The 24534-nt window shown below is 53.0% G+C and carries 16 protein-coding genes, 1 pseudogene and 1 CRISPR repeat array (1 of these 18 cut by a window edge); of the genes and pseudogenes, 12 read left to right on the top strand and 5 right to left on the bottom strand.

The features are described 5' to 3' along the window. Nucleotides 1–249 precede the first annotated feature (249 nt). The gene (locus FKG94_RS28695; protein ID WP_179957528.1) at nt 250–528 is read left to right on the top strand and encodes a hypothetical protein; all 279 of its coding nucleotides are present in this window, start codon (nt 250–252) and stop codon (nt 526–528) included. Continuing rightward, nucleotides 497–3238, top strand: coding sequence for a CRISPR-associated helicase Cas3' (gene cas3, locus FKG94_RS06940; RefSeq protein WP_142903487.1), 2742 nt, complete (start codon nt 497–499; stop codon nt 3236–3238). The genes FKG94_RS28695 and cas3 (FKG94_RS06940) overlap by 32 nt, the downstream gene beginning before the upstream one ends. 154 nt (nt 3239–3392) lie before the next feature. Here cas3 (FKG94_RS06940) and FKG94_RS06935 read toward each other — a convergent pair whose 3' ends face one another. From FKG94_RS06935 to FKG94_RS06920, 5 genes and pseudogenes are all read right to left on the bottom strand, one after another. Then, a complete protein-coding gene (locus tag FKG94_RS06935; RefSeq protein ID WP_218943462.1) occupies nt 3393–4064 on the bottom strand; it encodes a hypothetical protein in 672 nt (223 codons plus the stop codon). Further along, nucleotides 4046–4819 (bottom strand): RHS repeat-associated core domain-containing protein, encoded by a 774-nt coding sequence (locus FKG94_RS06930; protein WP_484083221.1) that lies wholly within the window; start codon nt 4817–4819, stop codon nt 4046–4048. The genes FKG94_RS06935 and FKG94_RS06930 overlap by 19 nt, the downstream gene beginning before the upstream one ends. A gap of 155 nt (nt 4820–4974) precedes the next feature. Then, a pseudogene (locus tag FKG94_RS29700) lies at nt 4975–5544 on the bottom strand (hypothetical protein); the annotation flags it as partial. A 686-nt stretch (nt 5545–6230) separates the two neighbouring features. Next, on the bottom strand, nt 6231–6650 hold the full coding sequence (locus tag FKG94_RS06925; RefSeq protein WP_142903484.1) for a hypothetical protein: 420 nt from the start codon (nt 6648–6650) through the stop codon (nt 6231–6233). A 17-nt stretch (nt 6651–6667) separates the two neighbouring features. Next, complete coding sequence (locus FKG94_RS06920; RefSeq protein WP_484083220.1) at nt 6668–7441, bottom strand: RHS repeat-associated core domain-containing protein; 774 nt, start codon at nt 7439–7441, stop codon at nt 6668–6670. A gap of 4791 nt (nt 7442–12232) precedes the next feature. Here FKG94_RS06920 and FKG94_RS06915 point away from each other — a divergent pair. The 10 genes from FKG94_RS06915 to cas2e all read left to right on the top strand — a co-directional run bounded on the left by FKG94_RS06915 (nt 12233) and on the right by cas2e (nt 23798). Further along, complete coding sequence (locus FKG94_RS06915) at nt 12233–12916, top strand: hypothetical protein (RefSeq protein ID WP_142903482.1); 684 nt, start codon at nt 12233–12235, stop codon at nt 12914–12916. A 599-nt stretch (nt 12917–13515) separates the two neighbouring features. Beyond that, the gene (locus FKG94_RS06910) at nt 13516–14496 is read left to right on the top strand and encodes a helix-turn-helix transcriptional regulator (RefSeq protein ID WP_142903481.1); all 981 of its coding nucleotides are present in this window, start codon (nt 13516–13518) and stop codon (nt 14494–14496) included. Between the two features lie 153 nt (nt 14497–14649). After that, entirely contained in the window at nt 14650–17373 is a 2724-nt protein-coding gene (cas3, locus tag FKG94_RS06905) for a CRISPR-associated helicase Cas3' (protein WP_179957522.1), read from the top strand. A gap of 405 nt (nt 17374–17778) precedes the next feature. Then, nucleotides 17779–19323, top strand: a complete 1545-nt coding sequence (gene casA / locus FKG94_RS06900; RefSeq protein ID WP_179957521.1) for a type I-E CRISPR-associated protein Cse1/CasA — start codon at nt 17779–17781, stop codon at nt 19321–19323. Beyond that, the gene (gene casB / locus FKG94_RS06895; protein ID WP_142903478.1) at nt 19295–19888 is read left to right on the top strand and encodes a type I-E CRISPR-associated protein Cse2/CasB; all 594 of its coding nucleotides are present in this window, start codon (nt 19295–19297) and stop codon (nt 19886–19888) included. The genes casA and casB overlap by 29 nt, the downstream gene beginning before the upstream one ends. Nucleotides 19889–19920: 32 nt before the next feature. Beyond that, nucleotides 19921–20961, top strand: a complete 1041-nt coding sequence (cas7e, locus tag FKG94_RS06890; protein ID WP_142903477.1) for a type I-E CRISPR-associated protein Cas7/Cse4/CasC — start codon at nt 19921–19923, stop codon at nt 20959–20961. Nucleotides 20962–20977: 16 nt separating this feature from the next. Beyond that, the gene (gene cas5e / locus FKG94_RS06885) at nt 20978–21718 is read left to right on the top strand and encodes a type I-E CRISPR-associated protein Cas5/CasD (protein WP_142903476.1); all 741 of its coding nucleotides are present in this window, start codon (nt 20978–20980) and stop codon (nt 21716–21718) included. Beyond that, nucleotides 21715–22422, top strand: coding sequence for a type I-E CRISPR-associated protein Cas6/Cse3/CasE (gene cas6e, locus FKG94_RS06880; RefSeq protein WP_142903475.1), 708 nt, complete (start codon nt 21715–21717; stop codon nt 22420–22422). The genes cas5e and cas6e overlap by 4 nt, the downstream gene beginning before the upstream one ends. Nucleotides 22423–22578: 156 nt before the next feature. Then, nucleotides 22579–23505: a type I-E CRISPR-associated endonuclease Cas1e gene (gene cas1e / locus FKG94_RS06875; protein WP_142903474.1), complete on the top strand. Its 927-nt coding sequence runs from the start codon at nt 22579–22581 to the stop codon at nt 23503–23505. A 2-nt stretch (nt 23506–23507) separates the two neighbouring features. Beyond that, on the top strand, nt 23508–23798 hold the full coding sequence (gene cas2e / locus FKG94_RS06870) for a type I-E CRISPR-associated endoribonuclease Cas2e (protein WP_142903473.1): 291 nt from the start codon (nt 23508–23510) through the stop codon (nt 23796–23798). 83 nt (nt 23799–23881) lie between these two features. Further along, nucleotides 23882–24534: direct repeats of the CRISPR family, unit length 29 nt; unit sequence GTGTTCCCCACGGGCGTGGGGATAAACCG; it runs 3283 nt beyond the window's last position.

The following is a 24534-nucleotide window of genomic DNA, read 5'->3' as shown; positions in this document are numbered from 1 at the left end:
ATAAAAGTATAAGCAGTGAGAGAGTGCAGAAAGTCTCGATGCGGACCTGAAGATAGGTTGCCAGGACCTTTGATAAAAGCCAAAAAGTAACCATCGGTCAGCTTTCGAGTCTCTATGCTGCAGCGCTTGTAGTTAAGTAGGCTCTTTGAGTTAAGTTGTATTTTTATACATATAGGTAAAAACAATTAACTGTCTGTTGGCCTACTGCCAATAGACATATAGCCCTGTGCCCAAAGCGAATGGTAAAGCATGGACAAGTTTGACCGTATCCGGCACTCCACTGTCTCTTTAAAATGCACCAGCGTCCCGTTCCTTTGTCCACACCGGCAGTGCGTCCAATCGCCCGCAGTGCTGTTCGAACTCCCCGGGCTGTGGCTTGCCGGCGATGAGTTGCAGTCGCCAACCCTGTTGTTGAACGTGCGGGAGAACCTGGGTAACGGCTTGCTCAATAGAGAGTCGGGCTTTTATGTACGGGTACTCCGCGCACAACCAATAGATGAGAATAGAAACAATGATAGTTTCCAATAAACTCTATTACAGGTATTGGGGTAAAGCCCGCCCGAAATCCGGAAGCAAGGCCCGATACCATCTGCTGCCCTACCATTGCCTGGATGTGGCGGCATGTCATCAGAGACTATGGGCGGTTAAACACGGCCTGCTGATTGGGATGGCAGAACATCTGGATATACCGCCCAACCTGTTGTCAAACCTGCTGGGCTTTTTCGCAACCATCCACGATATCGGCAAATTCTCTTTTGTGTTTCAGCGGCTACAGGTTATTGAGGGCGCCCCGCTGGCTGCGGTTCCGCGGCGCGAGGGCATGCAGGCGCGGCACGATCAAATAGGTTACCTGTACTGGTTGCACTGGGTGAGAAACCGCCCTGACGTACTCGAAAAGCTCGGCGATACGAGTGTGCTGGAACTGCTCGGTGGGGTCGCCACAGGTCATCATGGCATTCCCCCGCTGGACAGTCGGTTTAAACCGCGAATGGCGTTTACTGATGAGGGCTGCGAAGCGATCGACAGTTTTTTGACCTGGGCCTGGCGCTTCTGGCACATGGACGAGTGTATCGACGGGCTGTCGAAAACAGACCTTTCCGTAGGCTGCTGGCGCGCCATGTCCTGGGTGCAGTCGGCCATGATGATCCTGGCCGACTGGATAGGTTCCGATGCCAGCGTGCATAAGTACTGTGACGATGCCGATCAGAATTTGCAGACATACTACCGTCGCGCAACGCGCCGGGCCGAGCAACAGATAGATAAACTTGGATTGAGTGGCGTGCCCGCCGCGAGACGCTTCTCTTGCGCGACCGCGTTGCTGAAGTTTGCTTCCCTGACGCCTTTGCAGGCGTTTTGCGAACAAGTGGCATTGGAGAAAAGGCCGCTGTTCTTTATCCTGGAGGATATTACCGGCGCGGGAAAGACAGAGGCTGCTTTGGTCCTGGTGGCCAGAATGCTGTCAAACAATTACGCCGGCGGCTTTTACTTTGGCCTGCCGACCATGGCCACGGCAGACAGCCTTTTTGAGCGCTTGCAACCGCAATATGAAGCGCTCTATGAGTCCGGGCCCAAGCCTTCACTGGTGTTGACTCACGGGGCGACAAAGCTGTCGGAGGCTTTTACCGACTCGATAGGTTTACCACTTGGCCCGCAGGATCGTGGTGAGTCCGATGTCCACACCGCCACCAGTTGGTGCAATGCATTTTATGCCGATAACAAAAAGAAAGCGCTGTTGGCGGATGTGGGGGTTGGGACTATCGACCAGGCGCTGCTGGCTGTTTTGCAGACGCGCCACCAGTCGCTGCGCCTGTTCGGGTTGCTCGGCAAAGTCTTGGTCCTCGATGAGGTGCACAGCTATGACGGTTACACGGCAGAGCTGATATCCTGCCTGGTCCAGGTGCACACGCGCCTGGGCGGCTCCACCATCATTCTGTCTGCAACCTTGTCAACGCAGTTGCGACAGCAACTCCTGGATGCATTCTATACGGCGCAAGAGCAAACGGCACCGAAGGTTTCACCGGATGCAGGTTATCCGTGGGTGACCTATGCCGGACAGGGTCCGCAGTCGTTTCACGAAACCTCCGTTGCGCCGCGAACAAGCTCCCGGCGCACGGTGGCGGTAACACCGCTGCATTCCCTGCCGGATCTTGTCGCGGTGATTCGAGAGGCGATTGACGCGGGTTACTGCATTGCCTGGATCCGCAATACCGTGAAAGAGGCGATTGCCAGTTTTGACGAAATTAAAGACAAACTCGAGCTGACTGACGATCAGGTTCATTTGTTCCACGGCCGCTATACCATGGCCAATCGGGGAAAAATTCAAACAGAGGTTTTACGCCGCTTTGGCGAATCTTCCACAGGCGTGGAGCGCCGGGCGCAGGTGGTGATAGCCACACAGGTTATCGAGCAAAGTCTCGACCTGGACTTTGATGTGCTTATTTCAGACATAGCGCCTATCGACCTGATTATCCAGCGTGCCGGCCGACTGCAGCGCCACCGGCGCGATATACACGGTGCCCGTGCTACCGGGTTGACGCGGGATTATCGTCCGGCGCCGACACTTTTTGTACTGATGCCCGATCCGCAAAAAGTCTGTGATCAAAACTGGCTGATGCCCGATCTACAGGGTACCGGGGCTGTCTATGGCGATTGGGCCAACCTCTGGCTTACGCAGCAGGCACTGCTGGAAAAACGCAGAATCAAGACGCCGGAAGATAGCCGCTGGTATATGGATGCCGTCTACGACAAACCGTCGATGAATCCACCGGTGAGCTTCATCGCTATGAGTGATCGGCAGATTGCAGATCGGCTAAAAGGGCTGACGCTCGCCAGAGGTAACCGGATAGCGTTTGAGAACGGTTACCGGCAGGGTCCAAACGACAATTGGCTTAACGAAACCCCAACTCGCTTGACGGAAGAGACCACGATCCTGGTGCTCGCGGAAATTCGGGATGAGGAGTTGTATCTGCTGCACGGCAATATGAACAACGCCTGGGAAATGTCCTCCCTGACCGTCCGCTCGGCCGATTTCTGCGGCCTGACGCCCGAAGTGGAGAATCGTTGGTCGGTGAAAATTGCCGGGCTTAAGGTTCGCCATAAAAGGGAGCGTAGTGATGATGTGGTGGTGCCGCTTAAAGAAGTGGGTGGTGTTTACAAAGGTATTGGGATTGATATCAATATGAAAATGAAGGTGTGTATTTACTCCCAAAACAGAGGCTGTGAGATCAGGTCTGGCTAAACTTGATCTTAGTGGTGATGGACTTATTACCTGCTCTCAATACGCTTTTTGAAACAGTGCTGGTGCCGTCGGCCGTGGTCACGGAATGCCTGGGTAGTTTATCAAAGTCCAAAGCGGACACGATCAGCGCAGCTCTTATCAAGTTACTAAGTTATCAGTGTCCCGGGTTCTGCGGGCTCTGTAAATGTTTGCGAGCATAATCGAGCTTTCTTTTCTCTGATGCAGAAAGATCCTGAGCAACAGGCTCAAAAATTTGAATGAACTTTTTATAATCTTTATTCTTCCAAGCTTCAGAAGCTACCTTCCTTGCCTGTCTTAATTCCTGCTCTTTATACCACTGATTTCTATTTCTGTGTTTCTCAAACAGAGCCTTTTCGTAAGCAGATGACTCACCTCTCAGGAAACCAGCTCCGCAAGTTCTCAGCAGTTCTGCCAGTTTTGGCAAGCACCTGCAGAGGTTCTCATATGAGTGAGCAGAGTATAGTTTATAGTTCGTCCACTTCGAGCTATTTCCGAGAGATGCTAAATATCTGGAATTGATTTCATCCTTAAATTGCTTTTCACCGATTCCCGCCCGACCAATACAAAAATCCAATTCGAAATCTGGAGCGCCGTAGTAAAGTTTGACAAACACATTTTCTGAAAAATACTTTAAGCTAATATAGCTATTGCTTTCTCTTTCAGTATCGGAAAGCTTAAAGTCATAATCCTCTACTAAAAAGGCAAAGCTACCCTTTGCTAGCTTTTCGTAAACAGTAAACCTGTTTTCTGGAAAGTCAGTTGAATTGTCCACAACGGATGTACCCATTATTTTGGGGGGCTCCATAAGTTAGTTGACTTGTCAAATGTCCAACCACGGCTTTCTAATAAACCCCTTTCAGCATTTAGAAACTGTCCGCTGGTGTCTCCTGGCGAAGCGTCACGAATCGGTTTCCCTTTGGCCATTTCTTGGCGGAGCACCCCGGAGTTCTGTTTCCAGTTAGTTTTCGGACTGCCCTGATCGGGAAGGCGGCTAAGTAAGGACTTTTCTCCCTTTTTTAATTTCTTAAGATCTTTAACTCGACCTATTACAACTGTTCCTTTCTTTGCAGCTTTCTTCGCACCAAGAATAATCGCCGCAGGCGCTATCCCCTCACCCGTAGGTCCGCCTAAAAGTATATCGCCTCCGATTAGCCCAGCCGCGATAAAATAATCCAACCAAGGTGAATCATCGCCCCCTTCAGCAACGACTTCCGTTTCCTCTATCTCCTCCTCTTCTTCATCGCCCTTCTTCTCATCCTGATCATCCGCATCCAGCCCAAAGGGGTCCGTCAGATTCACCGGATTGTTCCCCACATAGGCATAGCGGTTGAACATATAGGGGTCTTCAACCTGAAAACCCACCGGGTCGATCGATAAAAACCGTACTATCGTCGGATCGTAATACCGCGCCTGCATATAGGTCAGACCCGTGGCGCTGTCGTCGATATGCCCGGTGAAGCTGCCCAGGTCTTTATTGGCAGCATTGTCCACCAGCTTCTCGCCAAAGGGCGTATAGCGCTCTGTCCACACGACCTGGCCCGCGGCATCGGTGCCGGCCACCGGGGAGCCCAGGTGGTCGGTATGCAGGTAGGTCGGCACGCCATTGGTGATACGCAGAAAACTGCCACATAGTCGGTACGGCGATTATCGCTGACGGCATCCACATGCACAAGCTTACCCGCGGCGCTGTAGACGTTGTAGATGGTCTTGCCGTCCATAACGGACTTGACCCGCCTGAGATTGCCATCGTAGGCGTAGCTGCCGGTGGCACTGCCCGACACCGAAACAGGTTGTTGTGCCTGATCGTAAACAAAAGACAGGGCGCCCAGCGTGGTAACGTTACCCCGCCCGTCGTAACGAATCTGGCGCGTGCCGGCTATGCTATCGCTGCTGCTGGTAACCCGGTTGCGGTTGTCATAGGCAAGCGTGACCCGGCGTGTGCCGAGTTTTTTCTCCCGCAAATTGGCCAGGGCGTCATACTTGTAGCTGCCGCTGCCCCAGGGCCCCTCGGCTGACGTCAGGCGTCCCAGACTGTCGTAGCCATAATGGCGATTATTGGCGCTATTGGTGCCATCCGTCATCCGGGTGACCAGGTTGCGTTCGTCATAGTCGAAACTGAGGTCCAGCGCTTTCGCCGATCCTTTCTTTGTCAGCAGGCGTTGGGGCTTGAGTCGGCTGTTCAGCGTTTGGGTGAAGATATGGCCGTTGCTGTAGTTCAGGCTGGCCGGCGTATTGTTGGCATGGTAACTGACGCCACTGATATGGGTAGTGCCGCCACTGCTGATGCTGCGGGCGCTGCCAAAGCTATCGTAACCGTAGTCGACCGCACGACCCGAAGGCAGTATAAAAAGTTAAGAAAGTTAAGGGTCAAATCTTGACTAATAGTATTTAGGTCCGCAACGGTATTTTTATCCTTTTTCATCAGAACCTTTAGCCGCGCTATTGTTTGTGACACCGTCGAGTACTATCCACGTAAAATACCTGCTTCCGATGCTGACAACGATTCATTCCGCGGTAACACACTCCCCCGATATTCTATTCGTAAAGGCCGAGCCATTTCGAAACCTCCTTGCTTCAGAAAGTAGAGGGAGTATGGCATGGCTTGCATCTGAGTATTAACAATTAGTCAAGACTTGACCCTCTCTCTTTCCGTGGTCACGGAATACCTGGATAGTTTATCAAAACCCAAAGCGGGCACGATCAGCGCAGCTCTTATCAAGTTACTAAGTTATCAGTGTCCCGGGTTCTGCGCACCCACCAATTAAAAGACAATGCCCCTGGAAAGATAACTTGCTTGGCGCCTTTGTCAAGTTACTAAGTTGTCAGTGTTCCGGGTTCCCTCTATCGGGCTCTCTAAGCTATTGAAATTTTTTTGGCACTTCGCTCTGTCCTGAGCGCTGGTGTATCACTATTCGTTTTACAAAAGAAAATATCAGGCTTTTATTTTCTGTCAAGCTAATAAGTTATAAACCTATACGTACTTGAATCGACTTTTTAGCGCAGAAACTTTCCGTTGTAATCTGTAAATAACATCTTCCCCTTTTTCTCCCGATGCCCGGCAACATATATTAATCAAACTAGTTAGTTCTTTTGTAAGGCTTGCGACAAATTCGTGCAAACTTACAACTATCTTAATATCCTTATACGAGAGTGAAAGACTTTCTTCTGAAACTTGTACCCGAAACCTGTCGGGCTCTTCTGCTATGTAAATATCGCCTGTTTGAATTTTTCCGTCTGAAGTCAAATAGTCGCAAAAAGACATAAGCCAAGCATCTACATAGGTGCAATTTAAAATGATTGCCTTGCCTTTCTTGTCTTCGATTATCAAGTCGCCAAGTAGAAACTCTGGGTCGATACCGTTTTCAATATCTAATACTGATATTACTCTCAACAGAAACCTCCAGCTCTCTACAATATTGGGAAAACACTTCTTAAATTTCCTGACGAATTTACTACAGACCTAACGGTTATGCTGTTACCCCCTACATTAACAACTGCTTGAAAGGCCTGACTTCCATTTTTTGTGTTAACTAAATTTTCTGGATTGCTGGCGATCTTTCTTCCAAGCCGTATTTGGTCACGAAGATTAAAGTTGGGGTCAAGCTTTTGAAAATCCTTTAGATGTTTTTTTAAGTGTTTTAGCCCATTTTTACTAAGTTTGATGGCTGCTTTTTTGCTGGTCTGCTTAACTGCTTCCCTGGCTCCAAGAATAATCGCCGCAGGCGCTATCCCCTCACCCGTAGGTCCGCCTAAAAGTATATCGCCTCCGATTAGCCCAGCCGCGATAAAATAATCCAACCAAGGTGAATCATCGCCCCCTTCAGCAACGACTTCCGTTTCCTCTATCTCCTCCTCTTCTTCATCGCCCTTCTTCTCATCCTGATCATCCGCATCCAGCCCAAAGGGGTCCGTCAGATTCACCGGATTGTTCCCCACATAGGCATAGCGGTTGAACATATAGGGGTCTTCAACCTGAAAACCCACCGGGTCGATCGATAAAAACCGTACTATCGTCGGATCGTAATACCGCGCCTGCATATAGGTCAGACCCGTGGCGCTGTCGTCGATATGCCCGGTGAAGCTGCCCAGGTCTTTATTGGCAGCATTGTCCACCAGCTTCTCGCCAAAGGGCGTATAGCGCTCTGTCCACACGACCTGGCCCGCGGCATCGGTGCCGGCCACCGGGGAGCCCAGGTGGTCGGTATGCAGGTAGGTCGGCACGCCATTGGTGATACGCAGAAAACTGCCACATAGTCGGTACGGCGATTATCGCTGACGGCATCCACATGCACAAGCTTACCCGCGGCGCTGTAGACGTTGTAGATGGTCTTGCCGTCCATAACGGACTTGACCCGCCTGAGATTGCCATCGTAGGCGTAGCTGCCGGTGGCACTGCCCGACACCGAAACAGGTTGTTGTGCCTGATCGTAAACAAAAGACAGGGCGCCCAGCGTGGTAACGTTACCCCGCCCGTCGTAACGAATCTGGCGCGTGCCGGCTATGCTATCGCTGCTGCTGGTAACCCGGTTGCGGTTGTCATAGGCAAGCGTGACCCGGCGTGTGCCGAGTTTTTTCTCCCGCAAATTGGCCAGGGCGTCATACTTGTAGCTGCCGCTGCCCCAGGGCCCCTCGGCTGACGTCAGGCGTCCCAGACTGTCGTAGCCATAATGGCGATTATTGGCGCTATTGGTGCCATCCGTCATCCGGGTGACCAGGTTGCGTTCGTCATAGTCGAAACTGAGGTCCAGCGCTTTCGCCGATCCTTTCTTTGTCAGCAGGCGTTGGGGCTTGAGTCGGCTGTTCAGCGTTTGGGTGAAGATATGGCCGTTGCTGTAGCTTAGGCTGGCCGGCGTGTTGTTGGCATGGTAACTGACGCCACTGATGTGGGTGGTGCCGCCACTGCTGATGCTGCGGGCGCGGCCAAAGCTATCGTAACCGTAGTCGACCGCACGACCCGAAGGCAGTATATGGCGCGATGTGAAACCGAGTGTATTGTAGATATACGTCTGGTCGTAACGGCGGCCATCGACGCTCAGTTTTTCGCTGGTGAGATGATTGAGTTCGTCGTAGGTGTAGGTCCAGTTGATGCCGCCGCGATTGTTGGTCAACACATTGCCGTTGGCATCATAGGTCCGGTAGATATCAGGGGTAGCGGCGTCGGCATAATCGGTGCGGGTCACCCGTCCCAGTGAATCGCGGTGCAGGGTGACTTTTCCGGCACCTGCGGGAGCGGCACAAGCTGTCCCCGAACTGGCGCCGCGCTGGTAGGCCGCCATTTGCCCGGCGGCATCATAGGCAAATAAAGTGTCCCCGCCCTCCGGTGTGCGGTGGCGACACAAGCGCCGCTGGCTGTCGTAGTAAGAATACTGGCTCTGATTAACCGCGTAGCCGTTGTGATTGCCCAGTTGTTGGAGTCGAGTCAACTCCCCCCAGGCGTTGCGGTGCAGGCGGGTCTCTACGCCGAGCGGCTGTACGATGCGCAGCAGTTCGCTGTCACCGCCGGCGCCGCCGTATCCCGCGTAGTAATAGCGGGTGCTGTTGCCCGAGGCATCGACGATACGATGCTGGTGATTGTCCTCGTAGTGGTGAGTCACGGTGGCGTAAGGCGTAACATTCTCGCGCTCGGTCTTTACGCGGCCCAGGCCATCGTAGGTGAATTCGGTGCCGTTGGTGGCAGCGGCGTTATTTGAAGGGAAGGATTGGAACTCAACCTCGCCGGCGCTGTTGTAGGTAGTGGCGGTGAAAATCGATTCGCTGGTAAGCAGATCGCGGTGCTCTTCCTGCACGGTGCGGAGAAAGTTGTCGTAGGTAATCGTGTGCAGTTCATCGCCGCGCCTGACATACTGCAACACTTTATCGGGGGAAAAGGTGTATGAAATCGTGGTGGGAGCCCAGGTCTTCTCAGTTTGCGAGGGTGTGATTTTGATGATACGGCCCATGCTGTCGCGCTGATAGCGGGTCCAGTAACCCCGGTAATCCTTTTGGCCCGTGATCCAGCCATTGTCGTCGACGCTGATCTCGTCCTGGCTGTTGTCGGGTCGCTTGATACTGCGGGGGATACCGCGGTAGTAGTTGAGGAAGTGGGTCTTGCGCTGATTGGCGTCCCTTATTGAAGAGACCGCACCTTTGTAGGCACTGTGGGTGTGATACTCGAAGCCGGCTGAGAAGGCGCCGTATTGATAGGTGGCGGTGAGCCGGCCCAGGCTGTCGTAGCTGCTGGAGGCGGTGTTGCGGCCATTGATGGTGATCTGATCTTCCAGTCCCAGAACCCAATGGTTTTTGCGGTGGGTGTATCGGGAGACGGTTTGCCTCGGCGTGGTGGAGACATTGCTAAAGCGCTTGATGGTAACCGGCTTACCGTAGCTATAGTCCGGGGAAGTGTGGTCCAGGTTATAGCTGCGTTCCTCGGTATAGGTATCTCCGTTGCGTTCAGTGATGATTTTGACCACATAGACAGGCGTTATCAGAGAAGTATGGACAGGGTTATCAATAAAGCCCTCGATTTCCCCCATCGGCTGCCCGGCAATATGTGTGTAATGGCGCTGTTCCATTAAGTTACCTGAAGCATCATAGGTTTGCGCCTTCGCCAGTTGACCTAATTTGGCACCTTCGCGGTAGTAGTGCAAAACCTGACGTCGCCCCGCGGGATCGGTAATCGTGGTGCTTTTGGTGTCAGGCGATACCCAGGGCTGGCTGCGATTGTACTCCTCGTAGTCATAGTGCCAGGTCGAGGTGGGGATGCCGGGTCCCGACAGGGTTTTGCGGGTCACCGCCAGGGTTTTAGGAAATACCTTTCCATTTATCCGGGGCACGTTTTCGCCATCTTCACAGGTGCGCGGCGGGGTGCGGAAGGCAAAGGGATCAACTCTCATTACTCTCTGCCGGAGTGAACGGAGATTGTAATCAGCCCGCACGCCATAGGGGTGTTTGACGTAAGTGGTGTAAGCGGCTAAACGAGTGCAATACCCACGGTTGCCCGGCTTGGAGGCTGAAAACCCCAGCAGTTCGAATTCCCAGTAGCGAGCATCGGGTTGTATCACCTTGCGCAATACCTTGGTCATTCTTTTTCCGTCAATTGTTGCGTCCACGCCTTGATAACTATATTGCCAAGTGCGACCGTTGGCTGTGACACTGGCGATATGGTGAGTGCCACTTTGATAGCTCAGGGTAATCTCGCGACCGTCATTGCTGTGAATACGGGTCAGACGGCTATCGGCACTATAGTTGTAGCGAACCCAGTTGCCGTGAATATCGCGTACTTCCGTTGCGTAGAGGATGGCCTGCTTGCGCGGCATGGAACGTGCCCCCACCCTGAAATCGTCTGCCTGGCGGTAGGCCAGGTGATTCAGTATAAATTGGGTGCCTTCAGGTGAGGTGGCAATAAAGCCTTGGCCTCTGTCATTGACGGCATCGGTACAGGTCAGTACCCAATGATCTTTGGTTACTCGACTTAAATATTCGGAGTCGTGATGGTTCCTAGTGTGTGGCGCCCAGAGAAGTTGGCTGAACGTTCCGTCGCGAGGAGCCCATTTTGTCTCCTCGATAACAATTCGTGAACCTTGCCCCGGGATATGCAGTTTCAATCCGTCCCAGAAAGCCTCTGCCGAGTAGCTCGTACCATTGTGGTGTCGCATAAAGCCGTCGTCCGGCAAACTGTCAGCTTTGGTACAGCGATCTCTCTCCCACGGCATATTGTGATGATCATCTGCCATTAGCATCGAAATCGAGGGAATCTCCAATTCCCAATTGGCAAAAAACATCTCTCGACGATTGGTTCTCAGACCATTGGATGTGGTACGCCTGATAGCCACCTCCAGATCGGAATTGCCCGGCAGAGATACATCGGTTTGATTAAACACCAGTGTCCCTGTAGCCGGATCGATGCTATCGCCCATTAAACCAAAGCCCAGCGGCTGCAGGCGAAAGTCGATATCCTGGCGACCCAGATGGTTGATGCTGGCTCGCTGGTGAATTATGAATTCCTCATTTTCATCCTCATCACCCTCATCTTGCCCAAATGCAAGCTGAGTTGCATTTAGAAACAATAGACATAAAACCAAGGCCGGAAGTTGGGATAAGTATTGCTCGACTTGTCTTACCAATTTATGGAATATATCTGTCGTGAAAAGCTGATTGTCCATATCGTGTTTCCCTTAAGCAGTGTGTCAACGCGATGAGTCAACGTGTTAAGTCACTGATAATATTTGGCTGTTGAAGATATATGAGTGAGAGGGATTTACTGGCGAGTCTGTCGGGCATTCTCTTGCGCATAAGATCGGCCATCCATAAGCTGCTGAAAAGTAGAGTTTTTATTTACTGCACTGTTTTTTGAAATGCATCTACCTCTATTTGTAGGACAAGAGGCTATCCCAGGCTTTTATTTTCTGTCAAGTCAAGCGACAAAATATATTCTTTGTTCGAGCCGGAACACAGGGTAGTGTTAAAAGTCACGCTTCATTCTCAGAGGCCAGTTGTGATAAAACAACTCGGACTCCGATTGTTGGCAATATTGCCCGCGGCTGTAGAGAGAAGCCTGTAAGTGCATGTTTCAACCGGGTGAAAGAACAGTGACCACCATCCCTGGCACACAAATACTTTATGGAATGTTGTTCGTTTTCTCTGGGCGCGTAAAGATAAACAACCGAACACTCTTTTGAAAGACAGTTATAACCGAGCGTGTTCCTCACAGATACAGACAATAAAGCTCGAGATGACCGCTATCTATGCGAAATACCCATAGCTTCTCCATAGGCATGGAGAGCGCCGCTCTGCTGGCCTATTTTACCAACTGTTGCCAATCAATAACTTCCAGTAAACTTCTAACCTCAACAACCCGATTCGGAATATGTCAGCCATGCATTCGACAGCCGGGTGAATATGGCCTTGCCACTGGCTCAATCCGCCCGAAAATATCTCCAGTCGCCACAACCACTTTCAATAATACTTGGCAAAGCTATCTCAGGGACCAATACTATGACCTCACGCCAAAACGCACTGTGGTTCTCCGCCTGCGCCGCCTTTTTAAGCGCAGTTACAACTTTCCTGCTCTGGTACCTGCCGCGCCAATACGCATCGCCGGCGAATTTCGAAGAAGCGGTCGCCCTGCATCAAAACGCTTTTTATATGGCGCGGCTGTGGGTGAATTACATACACGTTTTCCTGGCGCTGGCAGCCTATGCCGGCGTCACTTACCTCTGCTATCGCAGGGCGCCGGTGCTGGCACTGGCCGGATTTATCGCTTTCGCGTTTTGGGCTTTCGCAGAGGCCCTCGGTGTCGCCATTAATATTTGGGGCGTAAACGAACTCTGGCGGGCCGGTTACGCCGGCGCCGACAGTGAAACGCAGACGCTGATCCGCACCAGTATCAATACGTTTACCGGTATCTGGGAGGGCCTGTTTTTCGTGGTGTTGACCACCTTTCTGATCGGCACCCTGAGCCTGGGTATGGCGCTGTGGCACGGCGATACACTGCAGCGCGCCTTGGCCATATTGTTCCTGCTCGCCGGGCCGCTCACCCTGATTATTATGCTCGACGGTTATTTCGGCGCTTCACTTTCGCCCTGGATCGCCTGGTCCTATCCTGTATTGCAGCCTCTCAGCCACGCTCTAATGGGAGGCTGGCTGGCGCGTGCAGCTTATCGAGCGGGGTTGGCTTAACGTGACGTGCCGGATGTGGAATGGTAGCCGGTGCGGTATTGGTATCATGTGGAAATACCGGATGGACTTCATCGGGTATGTGTGGCGTGTGCCGGAAGATTTACTTTTCAGACCGCATACGCCTGCCTATCCGTGATTCTGGCGTTGGCGGATAAAACGTGCGATGCTAATGCCCAGTTTTATGTCAAGGAATATATTTGCAAAGCTGTGCGTTTTGGTTGTTGTAAAAATGCGACCAGGCGTTAATGTTGCACAAGAAGCGCATGCACTAAGATCGCACAAAAGACGTATGGATTAGAAAATTATAAAGAGCAACTGCGACCGCCTGCGAATAGGTAAGTGTTTGGCTGGATAAAAGTATAAGCAGTTAGGCACGGCAGCAGATTTTCATACCGGCGTGAGGCCAGACCGCTAAAAAGTCTAACCAAGACTTAAAATAACTATCGGCCGGTGTTCGGCGTGCTGGTTTTCAGCACTTATAGTGTGAGTATGCTCTTTTAATTAACTTGTATTTTTATACGTACAGATAAAACTGTTTACTGTCTGTTGATCAACCCTCAACAGACACATAACCCTGTGCTCAAAGAGAATGGCAAAGCATGGACAAGTTTGATCGCATCCAGCAACTTCACCGCCTTTTTAAAATGCACCAGCGTCCCGTCTCTCTGTCCACTCTGGCAGCACGTATGGAATGTACTCAACGCACGGTAAAGCGCACCATCGAAACCATGCAAAATTTCCTGGATGCTCCCATCGAGTACAACAGAGCCGGTGGCGGCTGGCAGTATGTCGAGTCCCCCGGAGCGCTGTTCGAACTCCCCGGGTTATGGCTTACCGCCGATGAATTGCAGTCGCTGACCTTATTGCTGAATGTGCTGGAGAATTTGGGTAACGGCTTGCTCAATAAAGAGCTGGGCTTTATCGACAACCAGATTAGCCGCCTGCTGGCCGCTCGCGGTATCGATCCCAGTGCGCTTATGGAGCACATCAAAGTGCTTCCGCTAGGTAACAGACAACTGCCGGGAAACACATTCCAAACTGTTGGGGAGTCCTTGCTCAACAGGCGCCGGATCAACATTCACTACAAAAGCTTTAAACACCAGACCACTCGGCGTGATATCAGCCCGCAAACCCTGGTGTACTACCGCGAAAACTGGTACCTGGATGCCTGGTGCCATCTGCGCGGGGGGCTGCGCACTTTCTCCATTGCCCGCATCCTGCGAGCGGAAACGCTGCCCACAGCGACCAGGCAAATTCCTAAACAGCAGCTCGAGGCCTACTTTGCCGGCAGCTACGGCATATTTGCGGGCACGGCAACGGACACTGCCAGGCTGCGCTTCTTTCCCGAGATAGCGCGTGAAATAGCCTTGCAGCAATGGCACCCCCACCAGATCGGTCAATGGGATGGTGAGGACTACCTGCTCAGCATTCCCTATTCCAGCGACAAAGAGCTGGTTCAGGACATACTTCGCCACAGCCCGAATGTCTATATTGAGGCCCCCGCTAAACTGCGACAGAAAGTACAAGACAAGCTACAGGAGGCATTGGCCCTATGCCTTAGCCGGCGCGAGCCGGCATAAAACCCACTGTGTATTCCACCAGTTCAAGTTTTGACAGGGGTGAGGTATTACACTTTGCGGACGTATTAGCAGGTTGGTGTGCTTCGATATAACCGAGTGTTGGAGAATCAGTGGCCTAGCTGCCACATGTTGATACAAATTGAGAACAGGAATATGTCCAGCAAGCCCTATTACAGGTATTGGGGGAAAGCGCGCCCGCAGTCAGGGGTCGATACCCGATACCATTTGTTGCCCTACCACTGCCTGGATGTGGCGGCGTGCCACCAGCGGCTGTGGGCGGTCCGTCACGGCCTTTTGGCCGGCATGGCGCAATACCTGGGGCTGCCGCCAACGCTGTTGTCGAATCTGTTAGGTTTCTTTGCAACCATACACGATATCGGCAAATTCTCTTTTGTATTTCAGCGGCTTCAGGCTATTGAGGGTGCTCCGCTGGCTGCGAGTCCCGAACGTCAGGGTATGCAGGGCCGGCATGATCAAATTGGGTACTTGTACTTGCGGCGCTGGCTAAGAAACCGGCGGGACTTACCTGAAAAACCCGGTGTGACGGAAGTGTTGGAGCTGCTTGGGGGTATTGCTACAGGCCATCACGGCATTCCTCCGGTAGGCAGCCGCTTTAAACCCCATATGGCCTTTACCGATGAGGGCTGTACCGCGGCGGACAGCTTTTTGGCCTGGGCCTGGGACTTTTGGCAGATGGACGACTGTATCGAAGCGTTGGCCAAAACCGATATATCCATAGACTGCTGGCGTGCCATGTCATGGGTGCAATCGGCCATGATGATACTGGCCGACTGGATAGGCTCCGATGCCGATGTGCACAACTATTGTGATGATGCCGATCAGGATTTGCGGGAATACTACCAGCGCGCAGAACGCCGGGCGGCGCAACAAATAGATAACTTGGGTTTAAGCCGCTCGCCCATCCCCAAAAAATTCAGTTCTGCGGCCCAGTTATTGGCGTTCCCCGCTCTGACACCGTTACAGGCGCTTTGTGAGCGGGTGACCCTGGAGGAAAGGCCGCTGTTCTTTATTCTGGAAGATATCACCGGTGCGGGAAAAACCGAGGCGGTTTTAGTTTTGGTGACCAGAATGCTGGCAAACGATTATGCCGATGGGTTCTATTTTGGTTTGCCCACCATGGCCACGTCTGATAGCCTCTACGAACGTTTGCAGCAGCAATATGAGGCGCTGTACGAGCCCGAACCTAAGCCGTCACTGGTGTTGGCTCACGGAGCAACCAATCTTTCAGGCGCTTTTACAGAATCGATAGGTTTGCCGCTTGGCCCGGAAGATCAAGGCGAGCCGGCCGTCCATAGCGCCACGAGCTGGTGCAATGCCTTTTATGCCGACAATAAGAAGAAGGCCTTGTTGGCGAATGTGGGCGTCGGTACTGTCGACCAGGCCCTGCTGGCCATTTTGCAGACTCGCCATCAATCGCTGCGCCTGTTCGGGCTGCTCGGCAAAGTGCTGGTTCTCGACGAAGTACACAGTTACGAAGGTTATACTGCGACACTTATATCCGAACTGGTCCAGGTGCATACCCGCCTGGGCGGCTCCACTATCATTCTGTCGGCGACCCTGTCAGAAAAAGTACGGCAGCAACTGCTGGATGCTTTCTACACGGCGCAGGGGCAGGCAGCGCCAAAAATTTCACCGCACGCCGGCTACCCCTGGGTTACCTGCGCCGGGCATGGGCCGCAGTCGTTTCATGAAATAGCTGTAGAGCCGCGAGGCAGCTCTCGCCGGACGGTGGCGGTAGAGCCTGTATATTCCGTGCCCGAGCTTATCGAAGTGATTGGTGAGGCGATTGCCAAAGGTTGTTGCGTTGCCTGGATACGCAATACCGTCAAAGAGGCGATCGCCAGCCGTGAAGAGCTCAAAAACAAACTCGGCTTGGCCGACAATCAGATTCACTTGTTTCACAGCCGCTATGCCATGGGCGATCGGGCCAGGATTCAAGCGGGGGTTTTGCGGCGATTTGGTAAAAAGTCCACAGGCGCGCAGCGCCGGGCGCAGGTGGTGATTGCCACCCAGGTTATCGAGCAAAGTCTGGACTTGGATTTTGATGTGCTTATTTCCGATATAGCGCCGATAGACCTGATTATTCAGCGCGCCGGCAGGTTGCAGCGCCATAAGCGCGACAAGCACGGTGTCTGTGTGCCCGAATTGGCAGACGATTGCCGAGAGTCTCCGACACTCTTTGTCCTGATGCCCGATCTGCAAAAAGTCTGCGATAAGAACTGGTTGGCGCCCGATCTACAGGGCACAGGGGCAGTTTACGGCGATTGGTCTAACCTCTGGCTGACCCGACAGGCGTTGCTGGAGCGGGGCAGAATCAAGACGCCGGAGGACAGTCGCTGGTATATGGATGCTGTCTACGATAAGCCGTCACTGACCCCGCCGGCGGAACTCTTGGTTATAAGCGATCGGCAGCGAGCGGATCGGCTAAAAGGTTTGGCGCTTGCCAGAAGTAACCGGATAGTGTTTGAAGATGGCTACCGGCAGGGGGGCAACGGCAACTGGCTGAACGAAACCCCAACGCGCTTGACAGAGGAGACCACGACCGTGGTATTGGCGGAAATTCGGGATGAGCGTTTGTATTTGCTGCACGGCGATATGACGCATGCCTGGGAGATGTCTTCGCTGACGGTTCGCTCGTCCGACCTCAATACTTTGCCACCGGGGGTTGAAAATCGCTGGTTGTCACAAATTACTGCGCTTAAGGTTCGCTACAAGAGGCAGCGTAGTGATGATTTAGTGGTGCCAGTTGTAAAGACAGGGGATGGTGTTTATGAGGGAACTATTGTCGATATTAATATGAAGGAGAAAGTGTGCACTTACTCTCAAGTTAAAGGGCTTGAGATCAGGCCAAGTTAAACTTGGCCTCTCTACAACCCCGCGAATGTGGGGAACGACATACACATGAATGGAGTTTACAGACGGTTTATCCCCGGCATAAGGGGCGTCACTCCAACTAGGAATTCTAAATGCTTGGCAATTGAATTAACAGACTTACAGAGTTGAATTAACAGACTTATTGATTGTTTTGCGTGATGGTTATAGACTTGTCTCTGCACTGCTAGGGGGAGGTCTGATCGTGTACGACGGTTGGTTAAGAGATCTAGAGCGTATTCTGCACGGGCTGGATTTCATTGGCCCATTCGCTAAATTCGTGGTCGTCGCCTCATTGGTGATCATAATCATAGTTTCGGTAGCAGTGGTGATATACATGGTTAGGCAGAGATAAAAATCAGGAAACCTCTAAAAATAAAGGAGTTAACGGTGAATATCGCAGATATTACCTTCGATCAAAACGACCTCGGCCGGCCCGATTTGCAGTGTGCCCGCCAAGAGCTGGCGGTGGCGATACTGCAGACGTTTTTGGCGCCGACCGACCATAAAGACTGGTATCGCCTTTACCGCGAACCGCCGGACAAAGCCGAAATAGAGAAGCGCCTCGCACCTGTAAATAAGTATTTCGCGCTGCTCGACCCCGAGGGCCCGGCCTTTATGCAGGATTTAACCTTGGAAGGCGGCGAGCCAAAGCCTATAGCCTCCCTGCTTATCGATACTCCCGGCGGCAAAACCCTCAAAGACAATCTCGACCACTTCGTGAAGCGCGGAGGTTACAGTGCCGTCTGCCATCGATGCTGCATGATTATGTTGTACGCCTTGCAGTCCTACGCGCCGTCGGGCGGTGTGGGGCACCGGACCGGGTTGCGAGGTGGCGGTCCCCTGACAACCCTGGTCGAGCCGCCGGAGGTGGGCGCCACAGACTGGCAGAAGCTTTGGATAAACGTTTTGCCACAGTCATCCCTGCAAGATGCCTACGGGCGGGAGTATGCCGGCACCGAGCCCGGCGACTGGACCCGGATACTGCCCTGGTTGCAGCCGACCCGGACCAGCGAGCGCAAAGGCTCCGAGTGGTACCCGGCCGATATCCATGCCTTGCACTTGCTGTGGGCGATGCCGAGGCGAATCCGGTTGGATGCAGAGACACTAAAGGCCGGCGAGTGCCAGTCATGTGGCTGCCATAGCGAGCAACTGATTACACAGTATAAAACCAAGAACTACGGCAATAATTACGATGACAGTTGTCTACACCCTTTATCTCCTTACCGCACTGATAAAAAAGGTCTGCGCTATGCGATAAAAGGAAAAGAAGGCGGCTTGACCTACCAGGACTGGTTGGGCATCAGTATGCAAAACCAGACGCCTGAAGCCGAGGGCGTATCTCCGGCCCTGGTGGTGCGGGACTATGCCACAAAGGCCGACGACTATTTCCAGCAGGCGGCCTTTAAAGCGAGCCTCTGGTGCTTCGGTTTTGATATGGACAATATGAAAGCCAGGAGTTTTTACTGCCAGCGCTTTCCGCTGATCCATCTTGACGAGGTACAACTCGACGATTTTCACAGTGTTGTCGAAACCTGGTTACGAGCTGCCTTCTCGGCGCAGAACGCGCTGCGCACCTATGTCAAAGAGGCCTGGTTTCGTTATGCAAAAAGCGTCAAAGGTACGCTGAGCCAGGTAAGTGCCCACTTCTGGCAGCAGACTGACACCGCTTTTTTTGCCAAGGTTGCGGAACTTGCCGAACAGATAAGCCGCGATGGTGCGGCTCAATCGTTAAACGTCGCGTGGTGGAAGTTGCTGCAACACCATTGCCTGAAGCAGTTTGATCAGTGGGCGTTAGACGGCCCCGCCCAAGACAAGGACATGAAGCGTATCGTAGGGGCCAAAAACAAATTGATCAAAACCCTGAACAGCGATAAGAACCTCAAAACTATAAAAGGAGACCGGGATGGCCAAGATATACCCAAGGGTGTTTAAATCAATCCAGCTAACTGAAAGCGAAACCTTGTGGCAGCGTTATCGCACCTGGCACAAATCACTTGAGCACAATCGCGGTACGCGCGCGCATCTCAGGCGTTGTAATTCTCCTGAAGAAGTCATGCTGAAATCCGGTTTTTATCAATTGGTGCAGAAATTGGATGTGGTGCCGCTGGCCGACCAGACAAAAGACGATGCCATACCCTGGTTGCGCCGGCAATATCAATGGCAGAATGCCGCCGCCACTCTGGCCGGCGTGTCCGCCCATATCGACCAGATTGTCCAGGCGTATTCGTTTTCCTATCAGCTAGGTTTAGGCAAGGGCGGCAAGCCGACCATGTCTGAACTGCGGTTCCAGCAGTTACAGAAATGCCGGGACTGGGACGAACTGTATATAAGACTATTGCGTGCCGTGCGCTTGTTGGAGAGAAAAGTAAACCTGCTCTCTTTAGCCGACGATATTTTTTGCTGGCCATTGGAGCAGAGAGAATTAGCCCAGGAGCCCAACAATCGCCTGCATGTACGCTGGGCAACCGACTATTACAACGCCGCTTCAAAAGCTTAAGCCAATAAACGGAAATTCCAGGGAGAAAAGTGATGACTCAATTTATTCAATTACATATATTGACCAGCTATCCGCCGTCTAACCTGAATCGAGATGATCTGGGCAGGCCAAAGTCGGCCAAAATGGGCGGTTTCGATCGCCTGCGCATATCCTCCCAGGCGTTAAAGCGCGCCTGGAGAACCTCGGAAATCTTTGAAGCCGGCCTGGGCGATCACAAAGGCATTCGCACCAGGCGACTGGGGCAGGAAGTCAAGCAATCCCTGCTGGACGCCGGTGTTGCCGAGGGCAAGGCAAAAGACTGGACCGCGCAGATAGCGGGTGTTTTTGGCAAGGTAAAAAAGGACTCCGCAACAGGTGAGTTGGAGCAATTGGCACATATCAGTCCCGTCGAACTGGCGGCGATACGGCAGCTAACGGCAGTTCTGGCCGATGAGAAGCGGGCACCGGATGCACAGGAGCTGGAGCTGTTAAAGAAAAACCACAAAGCTGTGGATATCGCGCTATTCGGTCGTATGATGGCGTCAAAACCGGATTTCAATATGGAGGCTGCGGCGCAGGTTTCCCATGCGATCAGTGTGCATGCCGTCGCTATTGAAGATGACTTTTTCTCCGCTGTCGACGATCTCAATACCAATGTGGAAGACTCTGGCGCCGGTCATATTGGTGATGCCGCTTTTGCCGCCGGACTTTTCTATACCTATGTGTGTATCAACAAGGACTTGTTGCTTGACAATCTCGAGCAGGATCACGAACTGGCCGCCAAAGCACTCAAAGCGCTCACCGAAGCTATCTTGAAAGTGAGCCCGACCGGCAAGCAAAACAGCTTTGCATCGCGCGCCTACGCGTCCTATGTATTGGCCGAAAAAGGATCACAACAGCCGCGTTCATTGTCCGTGGCCTACCTGAAACCGATTGTCGAACAGGACTACGGCACTGTGGCTGTGCAACGGTTGCAGGAGCAGAGGCGTAGTTTTGACAGTGTCTACGGCGCCTGCGCCGAGCAGCACTGTGAATTGAATGCCTTTACCGGAGAAGGCAGTTTCGAGGACGTTATTCAATATGTAACCGACTGATAGCGAGGCCAGCGTAATGGATGGTGCCTATTTAGTATTCCAGCTCTATGGTCCCCTGGCATCCTGGGGAGAGATTGCCGTCGGTGAAATCCGCCACAGCGCCATGCGCCCGAGCAAATCAGCCGTTATGGGCCTGCTGGCGGCGGGTTTGGGTTTGCGTCGCGATCGGCAAACCGAGTTGAATAACCTGTATGAAAACTTCTGGGTCTCCAGCAAAGTGCTGGCGCCGGGGTTTTTTCTTGAAGACTACCACACCGCTGAAGTAGCCGGTGAAGTGCGCAAGGTCGTACACCTGACTCGCAAAAGCGAGTTGACCAGGCAGCCGGCCCATCAACTAAAGACTCAGTTGTCGCGCCGGGAGTACCGCTGTGATGCCCTGTGGCTGGCCGCCGTTCACGCCAGGGAAAAAGACGTTGGTCCGGGCCTGGAGGCATTGCAGCAGGCGCTGATCTGCCCGGTTTTTCATCTCTACCTGGGTCGAAAGTCCTGCCCTTTAGCACTGCCTTTAATGCCTGTCATTGTCAAAGCCCGCGGCGTCAAATCGGCATTTGATCAATATCAGCGGCAACGCATGGAGCGGGAGAAGCATCTGTACAAACTATTGACCAGAGATTACCCGTGCCAGTATTACTGGGAGCACGATGACGCCGAGCTGACGCCGGACCAGACACTGCATCGATTTGATCATCCAGGCGATCGGTTGCGCTGGCAGTTTCGCGAGCGGTTTGAAAAACTTAAAGTGGGAGAAAGCCTATGACAGCGCCCATGTATTTATCCGAAGTGAGTGTTACCGGCCTGGATATGGACAGCCCGCACTTCGTGCTGTCCATGATGGACGGCAAGCAGTACAAACAGCACCAGTGGTTGTGGCATTTGTTTCAATCGGAGACAGAGCGCAAGTTTCTCTATCGTGAGAAGACCGGGGCGCAGCAGACCAGCCCGGGTGTCTATCAACGCTCGAATTTGCCGTCGTTCTATGTGTTGTCTACTGTCGCGCCGCAGGCGCACTTAAAATATGTGACTGTAAAGACAAAGTCTTTTTCACCGAGCCTGTCCAAAGGCCGGAGGCTCTTCTTTCATCTCAGGGCCAACCCTGTAGTGCGTAAGAAACGTGACGGTTATAAACACTCGCAAAAGTGCGATGTGCTAATGGATGCCAAGCGGCAGGTGTCCGGCTCAGAGCCGGCCTGGCCGGCGATGGAAGCATCGGCCAAGTCCTGGTTGGTGGCGCAAGGTGAGAAAAAAGGCTTTGCGCCTGACCTTAACAGCCTTGCAGTCCAACAATACCAGCAGCATCTGTTGCCGAAAAAGGGGGCACCAAAACCCATTACGTTCAGTTCCGTCGATTACCAGGGGCTGCTGGCGGTAACCGACCCGGAACTGTTTGTTGCTGAACTGGGCAAGGGTTTTGGTTCTGCCAAGGCTTTCGGCTGTGGACTGATGCTTATTCGGCGCGCTTGAACACCGACGACTTACCGAGGTAGGCGGTGCGTCGCTAAAGATAACAAAAGCGCAGTGCCGAAATTTGTGTGCCGGTTTCCTTTCTTAAAAGTCGTTGTAATTTGCCGGCGGCTTTCTTTGGTTGTAATTTTTCTTTTAAGCTGCGGAGGTAAGGGAATGTCAAATACTTTTCTGCCCCTCAAGCCCATCCCCGTCAAAGACCGCACTTCCATGGTTTTTGTGGCCATGGGGCGCATCGATGTAAAGGATGGCGCATTTGCCGTGGTTGATGAAGTTAACGGCGAGCGCCTGTTGATTCCGGTGGGCTCTGTCGCCTGCCTGATGTTGGAGCCGGGCACCCGTGTCAGTCACGCGGCGGTAAAGCTCGCCGCCCAGGTGGGCACCTTGCTGATTTGGGTCGGCGAGGCCGGTGTACGTCTGTATGCCGCGGGACAGCCGGGCGGGGCGAGGTCCGACAGATTGTTGTACCAGGCAAAACTGGCTCTGGATGAAGGCTTGCGGTTGAAAGTGGTTCGCAAGATGTTTGAGCTGCGTTTTGGTGAGCCTGCGCCTGAAAAGCGCAGTATTGATCAACTGCGGGGTATCGAGGGCGCGAGGGTCCGCAAAACGTACCAGGTGCTGGCCCGGCAACATGGTGTCAATTGGCACGGGCGCAGTTATGATCCCAAGGACTGGGAGGCGGGCGACACTGTCAATCGTTGTCTGAGTGCGGCCACGGCTTGTCTTTATGGTGTGACAGAGGCGGCTGTGCTGGCGGCCGGGTATGCGCCGGCGATCGGGTTTATTCACTCCGGCAAGCCGCTGTCTTTTGTTTACGATATTGCCGATATCGTCAAGTTTGAAACTGTAGTACCGATTGCATTCAGGATTGCCGCCATGAACAGGGGGGCATCGGACCGCGAAGTCCGTATCGCCTGCCGGGACACCTTTCGCAGCAGTAAATTGCTCAAGCGGCTGATTCCGCTGATTGAGTCGGTTTTGGCCGCGGGTGAAATAGAGCCCCCCAAACCGCCGCCGGATGCCCAACCGCCGGCAATCCCGGAGCCGCAGTCTATTGGTGACCACGGGCACAGGAGCGGGTAGCGATGAGTATGGTGGTTGTGGTGACCGAGGCTGTGCCGCCCAGGCTCCGGGGCCGGTTGGCGGTCTGGTTGCTGGAGGTACGTGCAGGCGTTTATGTGGGCAATGTTTCTCGAAGGATACGGGAAATGCTATGGCAGCAGGTGGATACACTGGCTGAAGATGGCAATGTAGTCATGGCCTGGTCCACCAATACGGAGTCGGGTTTTGAATTTACCACCTACGGTCAAAACCGGCGTGAACCTGTCGATCTCGATGGTTTGAGGCTGGTTAAATTTATGCCGGTGCTGGAATAGGCACTGGTGTGTATCTGGCCGCGATTGTTGGTAGAATTTCCTCTCGGATAATTGTTCTTTAAAAACAAGTGGATAGAGTTAGTGTGTTCCCCACGGGCGTGGGGATAAACCGTGCTAAACGTACTTAGAGACCACGCAAGGGCAGTGTTCCCCACGGGCGTGGGGATAAACCGAAAAAGGGGTCGTAAATGCTGGATAAATTACTGTGTTCCCCACGGGCGTGGGGATAAACCTTTCTACAACGCGCGCTTAACGTGTTGAATAGCGTGTTCCCCACGGGCGTGGGGATAAACCGGACTATAGTTTCGAGATTTTCGGCCAGGAATTGTGTTCCCCACGGGCGTGGGGATAAACCGCCATTCGAATACGCTTATAACTTTCTCTACTAGTGTTCCCCACGGGCGTGGGGATAAACCGACATTTGTAGTACGGTCCTTTTCCCGTCTCCTGTGTTCCCCACGGGCGTGGGGATAAACCGACCGGTAGCCACTGTAAGCACTGCCCAGGGCGGTGTTCCCCACGGGCGTGGGGATAAACCGGTACCCCCGTTACCGCGCATTTCCATAGGTGCGTGTTCCCCACGGGCGTGGGGATAAACCGGCGACTGTTTCGAGCCGCAAACCACCGACGCCGTGTTCCCCACGGGCGTGGGGATAAACCGCGTTCGGCCATCCGGTAGGCCCGGGTAGTCGCGTGTTCCCCACGGGCGTGGGGATAAACCGCAGATACTAGACCT

It is taken from the genome of Exilibacterium tricleocarpae, from assembly GCF_007004655.1.
GTDB classification, from domain to species: domain Bacteria; phylum Pseudomonadota; class Gammaproteobacteria; order Pseudomonadales; family Cellvibrionaceae; genus Exilibacterium; species Exilibacterium tricleocarpae.
This window is presented reverse-complemented; position numbering and strand designations above follow the sequence as displayed.

Coding starts and splice junctions, on each gene's coding strand:
- cas6e (WP_142903475.1), top strand. CDS start 21,715: ATGACAGCGCCCATGTATTTATCCGAAGTGAGTGTTACCGGCCTGGAT.
- cas7e (WP_142903477.1), top strand. CDS start 19,921: ATGACTCAATTTATTCAATTACATATATTGACCAGCTATCCGCCGTCT.
- cas2e (WP_142903473.1), top strand. CDS start 23,508: ATGAGTATGGTGGTTGTGGTGACCGAGGCTGTGCCGCCCAGGCTCCGG.
- cas3 (WP_179957522.1), top strand. CDS start 14,650: ATGTCCAGCAAGCCCTATTACAGGTATTGGGGGAAAGCGCGCCCGCAG.
- cas1e (WP_142903474.1), top strand. CDS start 22,579: ATGTCAAATACTTTTCTGCCCCTCAAGCCCATCCCCGTCAAAGACCGC.
- FKG94_RS06915 (WP_142903482.1), top strand. CDS start 12,233: ATGACCTCACGCCAAAACGCACTGTGGTTCTCCGCCTGCGCCGCCTTT.
- FKG94_RS06935 (WP_218943462.1), bottom strand. CDS start 4,064: ATGGAGCCCCCCAAAATAATGGGTACATCCGTTGTGGACAATTCAACT.
- cas3 (WP_142903487.1), top strand. CDS start 497: ATGAGAATAGAAACAATGATAGTTTCCAATAAACTCTATTACAGGTAT.
- FKG94_RS28695 (WP_179957528.1), top strand. CDS start 250: ATGGACAAGTTTGACCGTATCCGGCACTCCACTGTCTCTTTAAAATGC.
- FKG94_RS06910 (WP_142903481.1), top strand. CDS start 13,516: ATGGACAAGTTTGATCGCATCCAGCAACTTCACCGCCTTTTTAAAATG.
- cas5e (WP_142903476.1), top strand. CDS start 20,978: ATGGATGGTGCCTATTTAGTATTCCAGCTCTATGGTCCCCTGGCATCC.
- casB (WP_142903478.1), top strand. CDS start 19,295: ATGGCCAAGATATACCCAAGGGTGTTTAAATCAATCCAGCTAACTGAA.